This is a genomic window from Pseudomonas sp. TMW22090 (assembly GCF_022496665.1).
GTDB lineage: Bacteria > Pseudomonadota > Gammaproteobacteria > Pseudomonadales > Pseudomonadaceae > Aquipseudomonas > Aquipseudomonas gregormendelii.
In genome coordinates this window covers 31,246-45,434 of sequence record NZ_SCFH01000007.1, presented here as the reverse complement: position 1 = coordinate 45,434, position 14,189 = coordinate 31,246, and the positions used below count along the sequence as shown (strand labels likewise).

Sequence of the window (14,189 nt, the reverse complement as noted above, 5' to 3'; positions counted from 1 at the left end):
TCAGATCGCTGCGCCGAGTTGGAAGATAGGCAGGTACATCGCAACCACCAGGCCGCCGACGACAACCCCCAGCACCACCATGATAAACGGCTCCATCAAGCTGGTGAGGTTATCGACCATGTTGTCGACCTCGTCCTCGTAGAAGCTCGCGACTTTGTCGAGCATGTCGTCGAGGGCGCCCGACTCTTCGCCGATGGCTGCCATCTGGATGGCCATGTTGGGGAAAACCCCGGAAGTACGCATGGCGAAGTTCAGCTGCATCCCGGTCGATACGTCCTGCTTGATCCGCAGCACCGCACGCTTGAACACGATGTTGCCGGTGGCGCCGGCCACCGATTCCAGGGCCTCCACCAGCGGCACACCGGCGGCGAAGGTGGTGGAGAGGGTGCGGGCGTATCGGGCCACGGCCGATTTATACAGCAGGGTGCCGACCAGGGGCAGCTTCAACAGCCAGACGTCGGTGCGATCACGGAATGCCTCGGAAGTCTTGAAGGCGCGGCGCACCCCGAAGAACCCCGCAATCAGGACGCCGAGCAACAGCCACCACCATTGCTGGAGGAATTCGGAGAGACCGATGACCATCACGGTGAACGCCGGCAACTCGGCGCCAAAGCCCTTGAACACCGATTCGAACTGCGGCACGACCTTGACCAGCAGAATTCCGGTGACGATGATCGCGACGAACACCACGGCCAGCGGATAGGTCATGGCCTTCTTGATCTTGGCCTTGAGGCTCTCGCTTTTTTCCTTGTAGGTCGCCACCCGTTCCAGCAGGGTGTCCAGGGCGCCGGCCTGTTCGCCCGCGTCCACCAGGTTGCAGTAGAGCTCGTCAAAATATTGCGGCTTTTTGCGCAGGGACGCGGCAAAGCTGTTACCCGCCGCGACCTCCTGTTTGACCTCGTCCACCAGCTTGCGCATGGCCGGGTTCTCGAAGCCCTCGCCGATGATGTCGAACGATTGCAGCAGCGGTACGCCGGCTTTCATCATCGTCGCCATCTGCCGGGTGAACAGGGCGATGTCCTGAGCCTTGATGCGTTTACCCAGGTTGAGAATCGACACCGACTTCTTGCGTACCTTGCCCGGGTTGATGCCTTGCTTGCGCAACTGCGCCTTGACCAGCGCCGGGCTCTGACCGTTCAGTTCGCCGGTCATCTTCGTGCCTTTCCTGTCCGTGCCTTCCCAGGCATAGACGCTGACTTTCGCTGCTTTGACCGCCATGTTCAGTCCTTGGTGACCCGGTTGATTTCTTCAAGGCTGGTAATACCCTGCATGGCCTTGTGCAGCCCGGAAGTACGCAGGTCATCAAAACCGTCCTTGCGCATCTGGATATCGATTTGCAGCGAGTTGCCTTCGGCCATGATCAGGTGTTGCAGCGCCGGGGTGTTTTTGACCACTTCGTAAATCCCCACCCGGCCCTTGTAGCCGCCATTGCACAGATCGCAGCCAACCGGCTCATAGATGGTGAAGGAGCCGATGCGCGCCTCGGGAAACCCTTCCTTGATCAAGGCCTCCCGCGGAATATCAATGGGTTTCTTGCAATGGCTGCACAGTTTGCGTGCCAGGCGTTGGGCGATGATCAGGCTGACCGAGGTCGCAATATTGAAACCCTGTACGCCCATGTTCTGCAGGCGGGTAAGGGTTTCTGCCGCGCTGTTGGTGTGCAGGGTCGACAACACCAGGTGTCCGGTCTGGGCCGCCTTGATGGCAATTTCTGCGGTTTCCAGGTCGCGAATCTCGCCGACCATGATCACGTCCGGGTCCTGGCGCAGGAACGAACGCAAGGCCTGGGCGAAGTCCAGGCCTTGCCGGGGATTGACGTTCACCTGGTTGATACCTTCCATGTTGATCTCCACCGGGTCCTCGGCGGTGGAGATATTGATGTCCACCGTGTTGAGGATGTTCAGCCCGGTGTAGAGCGACACGGTCTTGCCCGAGCCCGTAGGCCCGGTGACCAGGATCATGCCCTGTGGCTGCTTCAGCGCGGCCATGTATAGGTCTTTTTGTACCGGCTCGTAACCCAGAGCGTCGATGCCCATCTGGGCGCTGGAGGGATCGAGGATCCGGATCACCACCTTTTCGCCCCACAGGGTCGGCAGGGTGTTGACCCGGAAGTCGATGGACTTGCTCTTGGACAGGCGCATCTTGATCCGCCCGTCCTGGGGTTTGCGGCGCTCGGAGATGTCGAGACTGGCCATGACCTTCAGGCGTGCGGCGATACGTCCTGACAGTTGAATCGGCGGCTTGGCGACTTCGCGCAGCATGCCGTCGGTGCGCATGCGCACGCGGTAGCTCTTTTCGTAGGGCTCGAAGTGCAGGTCGGAAGAACCGCTCTTGATCGCGTCGAGCAGCATCTTGTGAACGAAGCGCACCACGGGCGCGTCATCGGCATCCTGCCCGCCGACGGAGTCCTGGCTGTCATCGGCAGATTCGATATCCAGGCCGTCGAGGTCGACGTCGGCCATATCTTCCAGCCCGGTGGACTGGGTGTCGAAGAGCTTGTCGATGGCGTCGCTGAGCTTGTCGTCCTCGACCAGGATGGCTTCGGTGGTCAGCCCGGTACTGAACTGGATGTCATTGATGACCTGGTGATTGCTGGGGTCGGACACGCCAATGAACAGCTTGTTGCCGCGCCGCCACAGAGGCAGCACGTGGTGCTGGCGAACCAGTTTCTCGCTGACCAGCCCTTTGGGCACGGCTTCCTTGTCGAGGGCATTGAGGTCGAACAGGGCCATGCCGAAATGCTCGGAAGCGATTTCGGCGACCAGCCGACTCTTTACCAGCTTGTTCTGCACCAGGTGGTTGACCAGCGAGGTGCGGTTTCTTTGGGCTTGCTGATACGCCTGTTGCGCGCTTTTTTCAGTCAGCAGCTCGGCCAGGACCAATTGTTTGGCCAGGCCGCTAAGAGCGATGTCATTCATTGGGATACCGGACGCAGACAGTTCATGACTTATAGCCTAGTCAAGGGACGGAGCCAAACCATGGCTGTAGAAGTGACAAAAAATGTCAGTTAGTGCGGTTTTCCAGGGCTTCGGAAGGGCCTGACAGAAGCCGGCGCCCAAGCCGGCGGGGGATCGGCAATTGGCATGGGCTGTGCTGGAGATAATCCAGATCATGAGATTCCGACTCATGCATGGAGTTTTCTATGAATAACCAAAAAGGTTTTACCCTGATCGAGCTGTTGATCGTGGTGGCAATCATCGGGATTCTGGCGACGTTTGCGATTCCGGCTTACTCGAAGTATCAGGCCCGGGCGAAAGTGACGGCAGGTGCTGCGGAGGTTTCTGCCCTCAAGGTCAATTTTGAGGATGTGGTCAATTCCGGGTCCACGACTCCAACCGCGGCGTTAGTGGTGCCGGCTGGTGATTCGAAAAACTGCAAATTCACTGTGAGTGCAACAGGCATCGTCTGTGAGCTGGTAGGTGCGCCAGCTCCTATCGCTGCGGCGAAAGTGTTCCTGACTCGTGATGCAGCCAAAGGTTGGGCATGCGCGACGACGGTTGCCGCTGACTATGCTCCGGCTGGCTGCACGGCAGGTGCTACGGCGCCTACAAGCTGATAAAAACCCACTAACTCGTGCATGGAACTTGCCTATGAACAGCCAAAAAGGTTTCACCCTTATCGAACTGTTGATCGTTGTCGCGATCATCGGGATTCTGGCAACGTTTGCCATACCGGCTTATTCGAAATATCAAGCCCGAGCAAAGATGACGGCGGCTACTGCTGAAATCTCTGCTTTGAAGGTTGCGTATGAAGATGCGGTCAACTCGGGAACTGCGGCCCCTGATGTAACCGTTTTTGCGCCGAATGCGGCAGCTTCGCAGAACTGCACGGTTACCGCCGTCACCGGCACGACGTCGGGCATCCTCTGCACAGTTAAAAGCCCACCAGCGGCCATTTCCGGGGCGACCGTGACGCTGACACGCGACGCAGCGAAGGGTTGGTCGTGCGCCACTAGCGTTACGGCAGAGTACGCGCCGGCAGGCTGCAAGCCTTCCTGATCGACAGTTATGGCTGGTATCTGCCACGGCCTCCGTCGAAAGACGGGGGCATTTTTTTTGGATTTTCGCCGGTAAACCTGTTCAGGTGGAAAAACTCCCACAATTCATGGCCTTAGGCCCACGTCAAAACCCGCAACTTGCATGTCGATAAATTCCAACTCATGCAAATTGCATGATTTCGAAAATTGACCAAAATACTAAGCCATTGATATATAACGATTTTTTGTTCGTTTCAAAGTTGGCACAGCGTTCGCAATATACCCAGTAACCCTGCTGACAAGACACGCAGCAGACTTTCCAGAAAAACAGGAGTTACTCGTATGAAGAAGTTCGCTATCACTGCCGCTGCTGCTACCGCGCTGACCCTGACCATGGCCGGTTCCGCATTTGCACAAACTACCCAGGCTACCCAGGCACCTATGGTGCTGGCGGCTGGTGAAATGACCGAAGCCAAAGAAGCTACTTCCGATACCTGGATCACCACCAAAGTCAAAGCTGACCTGGTTACCGAAAAAGGCATTCCTGGTACCGACATCAAAGTCGAGACCAACAAAGGCGTAGTATCCCTGTCGTCCACCGTTGCTGTGACTGACGCTCAGAAAGATATGGCCGTAGCTATCGCCAAGAAAATCAAAGGCGTCAAAGCGGTCTCCGCTGACGGCCTGAAAGCCGAGTAAGGCAAAGCTTCTCGCCTGGACCGGGAGAAGGCGCGACAGGCGGGCTGAGCTATACGTCTGTTGCTGCTTTGGAGTTCATGCGAAAGGTCATAAGGATGTGACCATTACAGGCCCCCGGCATTCGTGTCGGGGCCTGTTTTATTGTGTCGGCAGGAAAGGATTTCTGTTCTGTCTGGAGGAAAAGATCGCAGCCTCGTTTCACTCGACAGCTCCTACACAACTTCCTACGCCCTGAGCCCTCTACAGGCCGCGTTTGCTGGTGATCTGTACCAGGCGATTACCTTCAAATCGCAAGAACTGATACATCCCGCCGTTTGGCCCGTAGGTCCATTCCTCTACCTGGTACTCCTCGCGCCGGTTCACGCTGCGCTTGTAGCCCAGCGAATCCCGGGCGACCGGCTCGCCGCATTTTTGCAGAACCTCTGCAGTGCGGTCGCCGACGCTGATCAGTTGGCTGCCGCAGCGCAGGGTGTCGGCTGCCCAGGCCTGCCCGGCGAATATCAGCAGAGCCAGGCCAAGTGCGTGTATTCGGATCATCATTCGGCATCCAGGTGCAGGGGCGTAATGACTCGGCCGTCGCTCTGCGGTTCGCCGAGCGTGGCGTCGATGAAGTACACACGGTCGTCGGCCAGTTGACCCTTGTCGACCAGGTAATCCTTGATGCTGCTGGCGCGATCCTGACCCAGCTGACGCAACAGCACGTCGTTGGAACTCCAGAACCTGATCACGGCCTCGCGCATCTTCGCAGTGCGCTCTTCCTTGCCCAGGTCTTTCCATTCGGCAGGCGGCTGGGTCTTCAGGCGAGTGCGGTAGATGCCTTCCAGCAACGGACCTTTCTCGCTGTCCGGTACCTGCAGCAATGCGGCGTTGGCCGGTACTTTGTCGCCGCGACGCTGGAGCATCTTGTAGTAGTTGTACTGGTATTCCCGCTCAAGCCGTTGCTCGGCGATCAGTGGGCCGTCGCTGCGGGCGGCCGCAGTGCCTTCAATTTCCAGGCGTAGCGCCGGGCGTTCCTTGAGGGCTTGCGAGAGCTTGACCAAAGCGGCCTCGGCGTCCTTGCTCAGCTCACTGGAACCTGGGGCAAAGGAGACGGTGCCCAGGTCCTGGGAGCCGCCACCGCTGACCAGGCCGCCGATCAGCTTGAATGGCGCGGCAGCGGCTTTCACGATCAGGTTGCGCAGGGTTTGCCAGACAATCGGCATTACGCTGAACTGCGGATTGTTCAAATCGCCGGTCACCGGCAGCTCGATGGAAATCTTGCCGTCGACATCCTTGAGCAGGGCGATCGCCAGTTTCAGGGGCAGACTGACGGCGTCGGGGCTGTCGACTTTTTCGCCCAGTTGCAGTTGCTCGACCACCACCTTGTTTTCGGCCTTCAGCTGGCCTTTGGTGATCATGTAGTGCAGGTCGAGGTTGAGCCGGCCCTTGCGAATGCGATACCCGGCGAATTTGCCGGAGTAGGGCGTCAGCGTGGTCAGCTCCACCCGCTTGAAACTGGTGGCGATGTCGAGACTGGCCATCGGGTCGAATGGGTTGACTGCACCCTTGATGGTCACCGGCGCGTAGCGATCGACCTTGCCCTTGACGTCAACGCTGGCGGGTTTCGCCTGGCGGCTGTCGATGGTGCCGATGGCGCCGTTGAGCTGCTGGACGGCCGTGGCGAAATTCGGGGTCAGGCTGAAGTCGGCAAAGTTGGCCGAACCATCATTGATGGCGATGCCGCCCACATGGATGCCCAGCGGCTTGTCCTTGCTGGCCGGTTTGGCGGCTGCACCCTTGGTGCTGGCATCGGCCGGTTGCGGGATCAGCAGGTCATCGACGTTGGTGGTGCGGTCATCATTGATCATGAAACGCACGTACGGCTGGAACAGGTTGACCTTGTCGATCGACAGGCTGTCGCCATGCTGGTAGTTCAGGCCTTCGACCACCACCTGTTGCCACTTGAGGAAGTCGCGGGTCTTGAGGGTGTCGAGGGTATGCAGCTGATCGACCTGGGCGCGGCCGGTGACGCTGAAGGCGAGCGGCTCGGTGCTTTTCAGGTCGACCGCCAGATCACTGCCCAGCATGCCGCTGCGCAGTTCCAGGCGAATGAACGGGTTGATGTAAGACTGGGCGACCCGCAGGTCGATGTCCTTGGTCTGCACCTTCAAATTGGCAGTGACCGGGGCCAGGTTGACCACGCCGTCTGCGGTGAGCTTGCCTTGCTTGCCGACGCCGGTGTCGAGCTTGAGGTTGAAAGGCGAGCCATTGAGGCTGTCGAAATTCTGCAGGTCGACGTTCAGCGGGCTCAGGTCCAGCTCTACGGCGGGCTGTGCCTTGCGGTCCGCCAGATGCACCTGGTAATTGCGCAGTTGCACGTCCTTGAGCAGCACTTGCCAGGGTTTGCCCGGCGCTGCCGGCTCGGGTTTCGGCGAGTCCGCGGCCGCCGGGGTGCTGGCGGGTTCGGCCTTGGCTTTGGCGGCCGCTTTGGACGGTTGGCTGGCGAACAGTTTTTGCCAGTCGAGTTGCCCATCGGACTCCAGCGCGGCCCATGTTTCCAGTTTGTTGCTGCGGATCTTGCCGACGACAACCTGTTGTTTGGCCAGATCGATGGTGGTTTCAGTGACGTCCAGTCGTTCCAGCTTTGCCAATTGCCGCCCGTCCGGGGCCTTGATGGCGAAGGGGGAGACACTGAGCGCGAGGTTACTCAGCAGCAGCTCGGTTTGCTTGGACAGGTTGAGCTTGTAGTCGGTGCTCAGGCTGTAGACGCCGTCTTCGAGCACCAAGGGCGCCGAATCGCGCACATAAGGCCAGAACGCCTTCATCCTGCCGTCGGTAATCTTCAGTTTGCCTTCGGAGGCGATCGGGATGAGGCTGAAGTTGCCTGTCCAGTCGATCTGCCCGCCGTTGGGACCGGCGGCCACCAGCGTCATGTCGGCACTGTCTTCGGGCAGGGTGCTGAGGTTCTTCAGTTCGAAGTCGAGTTTGTCGTAGAGAAACTCGATAGGTTCGCTGGGCCGGGCATCTTTGAAATGCACCACGCCATCAGCCAGTTTGATCCGTTCAATTCGCAGCGGAAACGGCTTTGCATCCGGATCCGGCGGGACCGGTTCGCTGGCGGGGATTTTGAAGAGACCGAGCAGATTGAGTTTGCCTTCCTTGTCGAACAGGATTTCGCTCTTGGGTTTGTTCAGCTCAATGTCGGACAGGTGCAGCGCCTTGGTCCACAGGCTGTCGATCTGCAGGTTGGCGTAGAGCCGTTCGAAACCGACCTGCTCCTTGCCCGGTTCGCCAACGATCAGTCCCCACAGCGTTAATTCCAGGCTGAACGGATTGAGTTCGATGCGCTGGATGTGCGCAGGCACCGTTGCGTAATTGGCCAATTGTTGATTGGCGACCCGCAACGCGATGCCCGGCAAAATCAGAAACCCCAGCAGGCTGTAGAGAGCCAGAGCAGTCAACAAGGCGCCAATGGCGCGGATCAATCCTTTGGGCATGTGCGGCTTCATCTGTCTGAATCGGAGTGCCTTGGAGTATGGCACGCGATTCTGGTTCCGAAGTGGTCGCGCTTTGCAGGTTTGATATGAAAAAGTCGAAGAGTTTCAGAGTTGCAGGATCAAGGTCTTCAGCGGCGGCTGCTGATCCATCGACGGAAAGTCCACGCCGGGGGTCATTACGGTCCATTCGCGAACCGGTCGGCCGGCCTTCTGCGCGCAGCGCAAAACCTGTTCGCGCCAGTCCTCCATGCTGACTTTCGCCAGGTTGTTGCAGCAGATCAGCACACCGTTATCAGCCGTGCTCAGCAGCGCCGGCTTGAGCAGGCTCTGGTAGTCGCGCAGCAGGTCGACGGTGCCGAAAGCGCTCTTGGCCCAGGCGGGTGGGTCGAGCAGCACCAGGTCATATTGACGCTGCTCCAGGCGCAGGTAAGCGGGAAGCTTGTGGCCGCGACGCTGGCTGATGGGCAGGCCCGCGAGTTGGCGGATCGCCGGGAAATAATCGGACTGGATGAATTCCATGGTCGGCAGTTGCGGGTTAAGCAGACCATTCTCGCGCCCGACCGCCAGGTTACCCTCCGCGAAGTCCAGGTTGCACACCTCCCGCGCGCCGCCGGCTGCGGCGCTGAGGCCGACGCCACAGGTGTAGGCGAACAGGTTGAGTACGCTTTTGCCTTGGCTGTGCGCCTTGACCCAGCCGCGGGTGTTACGCAGGTCGAGGAACAGCAGCGGATCCTGTCCGGCATGACGGCCGCGAACTCGATAGTTGAGGCCCCACTCGTGGCCGATCAGGTCCTGCAGCGCTGCTTCGTCGGCCCGGTAGACGGTGTCTTCGCGATCAATGCGCGAATTGCCCCGGGAGCGGTCGTTGTAGACCAGCAGAGTCTCCAGGCCCAGGTGCTGGTTGATGGTCGCGTGCAGGCCAATCAGGGCTTCGCGTTCCAGCGCCTGGTGGAAGCTTTGCACCAGCAGTTGCGGGCCATAGCGGTCGATGGTCAGGCCGCCGGCGCCTTCCTGGCTACCGTGGAACAGGCGGTAGCAATCGGTGCCTTGTTGATGCAGCTCGGCGAGCAGGTCCTGGCGATGATCGAGGGCGGCGCGCAGCGCCTGATTCAAGGAAGACATGCTGTGCGCCTTGCAGAGGGAATTTGGCGCGGGAGTTTAACAGCTTGGCTGTTAACCGAGGTGCTGCCATTGCGAGCAGGCTCACTCCCACGTTGGATTTTTGACTATTTTTCCCTGTGGGAGCGAGCCTGCTCGCGATGCTTTTAGCTGAGCAATCCCATCCGCCGCTTTGCCCGCTGCACCGAACCATTACGCACGGCCCAGCGTAGCATCGGCGCACTTCGATTGATGCTGGCGCGGATCAGCTTGCGTTGCAGCGGGCTTTGACTGACGCCTAGCATGTTACTGGCCCAATCGGGCAGCAGGTCAATTCCGGCCTGCATCATCAGGCCGCCAAAGGGCTTGGCCAGGCGGCTCGGAGCTGGGGCGTTGAGCAGCAACTGCAACACTTCGCGACTGCGCTCATCGCACAATAGTTGCGGGCGAATACTCTCCAGGTAGTGGGATATTTCCAGCCGGGAGCGGGGCACATCCCGGGCACCCAGGCGTTCGGCGATCAGCGCGATCTCGGCGTAGTAACGGTCCTGATCGGCCAGCGACAACTGTGGGTTGCGGTAACGCAAATGCGCCGCAAGAAAGTTGCTGACTTCCGCCACATGCACCCATGTCAGCAAAGACGGATCGCTGGCGGCGTAAGGCCGTCCATCGAGTGCCGTGCCTGTGACCTGCAAATGGATGGTGCGAACCTTCTCGATCAGCCAGTCGGCATCCTTTCGCGAGCCGAAAGTAGTGCCAGAGATGAATTGGCCCGTGCGGCGCAATCGACCCAGCATGTCTTCGCGAAAATTTGAGTGGTCCCATACTCCGGCCAGCGCCAGGGGATGCAGGGCTTGCAACATGAGTGCACTGATACCGCCGATCAACATGCTGCTGAAGTCGCCATGCACCTGCCAGCTCACCGAGTCGGGGCCAAACAAGCCAGGATCGCCCTTGGGGTTCTCCAGGTCGAGCGTGCCAAGTGACAGGCCCGTGAGGCTCATGATCTGCGTTTCGATGCGGGTGCGGATGAATTCCATGGTGACTCTGAGGCAAAAAATGGGTGTGCGCGCGCGTACTGTAGGAGCAAGCTCGCTCCTACAGGGCGGATCCCACCACACGCGGTAACAGGCAATACGTTATTGGTTCAGGCGTTTATCCACCAGATCCTCAACCACGCTCGGGTCGGCCAGGGTCGAAGTGTCGCCCAGGCTGTCGAGCTCATTGCAGGCGATCTTGCGCAGGATACGCCGCATGATCTTGCCTGAACGGGTTTTCGGCAAGGCCGGAGCCCACTGGATCAGGTCCGGTTTGGCGAAGCTGCCGATTTCCTTGCTGACATGCTCCAGCAGTTCCTTCTTCAGTTGATCATTGGCTTCGGTGCCATTCATCGGCGTGACGAAGGCGTAGATGCCCTGGCCCTTGAGGTCGTGCGGGTAACCGACCACCGCCGCTTCGGCAATGCTGTCGTGGAGCACCAGGGCGCTCTCGACTTCTGCGGTGCCAATACGATGGCCCGACACGTTGATCACGTCGTCGATGCGCCCGGTGATCCAGTAATCGCCATCCTCGTCCCGCCGCGCGCCATCGCCGGTGAAATAGTAGCCGGGGTAGGGCTTGAAATAGGTGTCGACCATGCGCTGCGGATCGCCGTAAACGCTGCGGATCTGCGCCGGCCAGCTGGACTTGATCGCCAGCACCCCGCTGCCGGCGCCTTTGATTTCCTTGCCGGTGTCATCGAGCAATACCGGTTGCACGCCAAACATCGGTTGAGTGGCGCAGCCGGGCTTGATCCGCTGGGCGCTGACCAGGGGGCTGAGCATGATGCCGCCGGTCTCGGTCTGCCACCAGGTATCAACGATCGGGCAGCGCTGTTCGCCCACGGTATTGAAATACCAGTCCCACGCCTCAGGGTTGATCGGCTCACCGACGCTGCCGAGTAATCTGAGGCTCGCGCGGGAGGTTTCCTTCAAAGGTTCGGGGCCTTCACGCATCAGCGAGCGCAGGGCGGTGGGTGCGGTGTAGAAGATATTGACCTGGTGTTTATCGATCACCTGCCAGAAGCGCGAACTGCTGGGATAACTCGGCACACCTTCGAAAATCAGCGTGGTCGCGCCATTGGCCAGCGGCCCGTAGACGATATAACTGTGGCCGGTGACCCAGCCGACATCAGCGGTGCACCAGAAGACTTCTTCGTCGCGATAATCGAGCACGTACTTGAACGTCATCGCCGCTTGCAGCAGATAGCCCCCGGTGGTGTGCAGGACGCCTTTGGGTTTGCCGGTGCTGCCGGAGGTATAGAGGATGAACAGCGGGTCTTCGGCGTCCATCGGCTCGGGCGGGCAATCGTCGCTGACCTCGCGCACGGCCTGGTGGTACCACAGGTCGCGCCCTTCAACCCATTCAACATCGCCCTGGGTGCGCTCGACGACGATGACCGTGCTGACGTCAGGACAACTTTGCAGCGCCTTGTCGACTTTCGCTTTCAGCGGCACGACCTTGCCGCCGCGCACCCCTTCATCGGCGGTGATCACCGTGCGGCAATCAGCGTCGAGGATGCGATCGCGTACGGAGTCGGGAGAGAATCCGCCAAATACCACCGAGTGCACCGCGCCGATTCGCGTGCAGGCGAGCATGGCGTAGGCGGCTTCCGGAATCATTGGCATGTAGATGCACACCCGATCGCCTTTCTTCACACCACGGCTCTTGAGCACATTGGCCAGGCGGCAGACGTGGTGGTGGAGCTTGCGGTAGGTGATCTGGAGGGAGTCGACCGGGTCGTCGCCTTCCCAGATGATGGCGACCTGATCGCCGCGTTGTGCCAGATGACGATCAATGCAGTTGTAGCTGACGTTCAACCGGCCCCCGGCAAACCAGCTGGCTTCGCCGGTTTTCAGGTTGTAGCGCTGCACGGTCTCCCATGGCGCGCTCCAGTCGAGGAAGCGTGTCGCTTGTTCTGCCCAGAAGGTGCTGGGGTGTTCGATGGATTGGCGGTACAGGCGCTGATAGTCGTCTTGACTGAGATTCGCAGCCCGGCGGACGGCATCGGCTTTGGGGAACGTGCTGATATCGAACATGACGGTTCCTTATTCTTGTTTGCACGACAAGAGGGGAGCAGCGCGACCCTCGTAGGAGCTGCCGAAGGCTGCGATCTTTTGATCGTCAGAAGCACAATCAAAAGATCGCAGCCTTCGGCAGCTCCTACAAGGTTAGTACCCCCGCAGGAACGGCGTCAGGTTAACCGCGGTGACGACCGCGGAAGTAGTTGATCAAACCCTGGGTAGAGGCATCGTCAGCCGGCGTTTCTTCGCTGCCAACCAGGCGGTTGTAGACGCCTTTGCCCAGCTCCTTGCCCAGCTCCACACCCCATTGGTCAAAGGCATTGATGCCCCAGATCACGCTCTGCACGAAGACTTTATGCTCGTACATCGCCACCAGCGCGCCGAGACGACGCGGGCTGATGCGCTCTACCACGAGGGTGTTGCTCGGACGATTGCCCGGGATCACCTTGTGCGGCGCGATCTTGTGTACGTCTTCTTCGCTCACGCCTTTGTCACGCAGCTCGGCTTCGGCTTCGGCGAGTGTCTTGCCGAGCATCAGTGCCTGGCTCTGGGACAGGCAGTTGGCGTACAGCCACTGGTGATGGTCGGATACCGGGTTGAAGCTGACGATCGGCACGATGAAGTCCGCCGGGATCAGTTGAGTGCCCTGGTGCAGCAGCTGGTGATAGGCGTGCTGGCCGTTGCAACCAACGCCGCCCCAGATGACCGGCCCGGTGTCAGTGTTAACCGGCGTGCCATCCTGGCGGACGCTCTTGCCATTGGATTCCATGTCCAGCTGCTGCAAGTGCTTGGTGATGTTACGCAGGTAGTGGTCGTACGGCAGGATCGCGTGGCTCTGCGCGCCCCAGAAGTTGCCGTACCAGACGCCGAGCAATGCCAGCAGCACCGGCATGTTCTGTTCGAAAGGTGCGCTCTGGAAATGCTGATCCATGGTGTAGGCACCAGACAGCAGTTCCTTGAAGTTCGACATGCCAATGGCGAGGGCAATCGGCAGGCCGATGGCCGACCACAGCGAGTAACGCCCGCCAACCCAGTCCCACATCGGGAAGATGTTTTCTTCGCGAATGCCAAAGGCCACGGCAGCGGCGTTGTTGCTCGAGACCGCGATGAAGTGGCGATACAGCTCGGCTTCCGAACCACCTTGGGCGAGGTACCAGGCGCGTGCAGCCTGGGCGTTCTTCAGGGTCTCGAGGGTATTGAAGGATTTGGACGAGACGATGAACAGCGTGGTCTCGGCCCGCAGCTTCATGGTCAGTTCGTGAAACTCGCTGCCGTCGATGTTCGCCAGGTAATGGCAGCGCACGCCTTTCTGGGCGTAGGACAACAGTGCTTCGGACACTAGCTCCGGGCCGAGGAACGAGCCACCGATGCCGATGTTCACCACGTCAGTGATTGGCTTCTCGGTGTAACCGCGCCACAGACCGTCGTGGATGCGGCCCACGAGATCGGTGATCTGGTTCAACACCTTGTGTACTTCCGGCATCACATTGACGCCGTTGACCGACAACTTGTCGCCCACGGGGCGACGCAGGGCGGTGTGCAGCGCAGGGCGCCCTTCGGACGAGTTGACGATTTCGCCTTCGAACAGCGACTTGATCGCGCCCTTGAGGTCGACCTCATTGGCCAGGCCCACCAGCAGGTTGCGGGTCTCGGCGTTGATCAGATTCTTCGAATAGTCGAGAAACAGGCCGCAGCTGCTGAGGGTGAATTGCGTGAAGCGCTGCGGATCGGCATTAAACGCTTCGCGCATGCTGAAATCCTGCATGGCTTGGCGGTGATCATTCAACGCTTGCCAGGCGGGCAGAGCGGTCACGTCGTGAGGAGTGCGGTAGTACGCCATCGCTGCGGGTTTCCTTTTTACTTGAACGGCTTTTGAAC

Annotated in this window: 11 protein-coding genes; 3 read left to right on the top strand and 8 right to left on the bottom strand. The window is 59.7% G+C overall.

The window, feature by feature from the left end; translation table 11 throughout:
- Together EQV97_RS19765 and pilB are read right to left on the bottom strand one after the other, a co-directional pair.
- A complete protein-coding gene (locus EQV97_RS19765) occupies window positions 1–1,218 on the bottom strand; it encodes a type II secretion system F family protein (protein WP_240889594.1) in 1,218 nt (405 codons plus the stop codon).
- Window positions 1,219–1,220: 2 nt separating this feature from the next.
- A complete protein-coding gene (gene pilB / locus EQV97_RS19760) occupies window positions 1,221–2,918 on the bottom strand; it encodes a type IV-A pilus assembly ATPase PilB (protein ID WP_122839028.1) in 1,698 nt (565 codons plus the stop codon).
- A gap of 224 nt (window positions 2,919–3,142) precedes the next feature.
- Between pilB and EQV97_RS19755 the strand changes: the two genes are divergently transcribed.
- From EQV97_RS19755 to EQV97_RS19745, 3 genes are all read left to right on the top strand, one after another.
- Window positions 3,143–3,556 (top strand): pilin, encoded by a 414-nt coding sequence (locus EQV97_RS19755; RefSeq protein ID WP_122839029.1) that lies wholly within the window; start codon window positions 3,143–3,145, stop codon window positions 3,554–3,556.
- Between the two features lie 34 nt (window positions 3,557–3,590).
- Entirely contained in the window at window positions 3,591–3,998 is a 408-nt protein-coding gene (locus tag EQV97_RS19750) for a pilin (protein WP_122839030.1), read from the top strand.
- Window positions 3,999–4,318: 320 nt separating this feature from the next.
- Window positions 4,319–4,675 carry a BON domain-containing protein gene (locus tag EQV97_RS19745; RefSeq protein ID WP_045059387.1) on the top strand — a complete coding sequence of 119 codons (357 nt, stop codon included), beginning with the start codon at window positions 4,319–4,321 and terminating at the stop codon, window positions 4,673–4,675.
- Between the two features lie 240 nt (window positions 4,676–4,915).
- On the opposite strand, the gene EQV97_RS19740 is transcribed toward EQV97_RS19745, so the two are convergent.
- From EQV97_RS19740 to pgi, 6 genes are all read right to left on the bottom strand, one after another.
- The gene (locus tag EQV97_RS19740) at window positions 4,916–5,215 is read right to left on the bottom strand and encodes a DUF2845 domain-containing protein (RefSeq protein WP_163019398.1); all 300 of its coding nucleotides are present in this window, start codon (window positions 5,213–5,215) and stop codon (window positions 4,916–4,918) included.
- Window positions 5,212–8,163 carry a DUF748 domain-containing protein gene (locus EQV97_RS19735; RefSeq protein ID WP_122839031.1) on the bottom strand — a complete coding sequence of 984 codons (2,952 nt, stop codon included), beginning with the start codon at window positions 8,161–8,163 and terminating at the stop codon, window positions 5,212–5,214. The genes EQV97_RS19740 and EQV97_RS19735 overlap by 4 nt, the downstream gene beginning before the upstream one ends.
- A 93-nt stretch (window positions 8,164–8,256) precedes the next feature.
- Window positions 8,257–9,273, bottom strand: coding sequence for a class I SAM-dependent methyltransferase (locus EQV97_RS19730; protein WP_122839032.1), 1,017 nt, complete (start codon window positions 9,271–9,273; stop codon window positions 8,257–8,259).
- A gap of 143 nt (window positions 9,274–9,416) precedes the next feature.
- Window positions 9,417–10,289 (bottom strand): oxygenase MpaB family protein, encoded by an 873-nt coding sequence (locus tag EQV97_RS19725; protein ID WP_122839033.1) that lies wholly within the window; start codon window positions 10,287–10,289, stop codon window positions 9,417–9,419.
- A gap of 99 nt (window positions 10,290–10,388) precedes the next feature.
- Window positions 10,389–12,326 (bottom strand): acetate--CoA ligase, encoded by a 1,938-nt coding sequence (acs, locus tag EQV97_RS19720; protein ID WP_122839034.1) that lies wholly within the window; start codon window positions 12,324–12,326, stop codon window positions 10,389–10,391.
- Between the two features lie 160 nt (window positions 12,327–12,486).
- Window positions 12,487–14,151, bottom strand: coding sequence for a glucose-6-phosphate isomerase (gene pgi / locus EQV97_RS19715; RefSeq protein WP_122839035.1), 1,665 nt, complete (start codon window positions 14,149–14,151; stop codon window positions 12,487–12,489).
- Window positions 14,152–14,189: the final 38 nt, after the last annotated feature.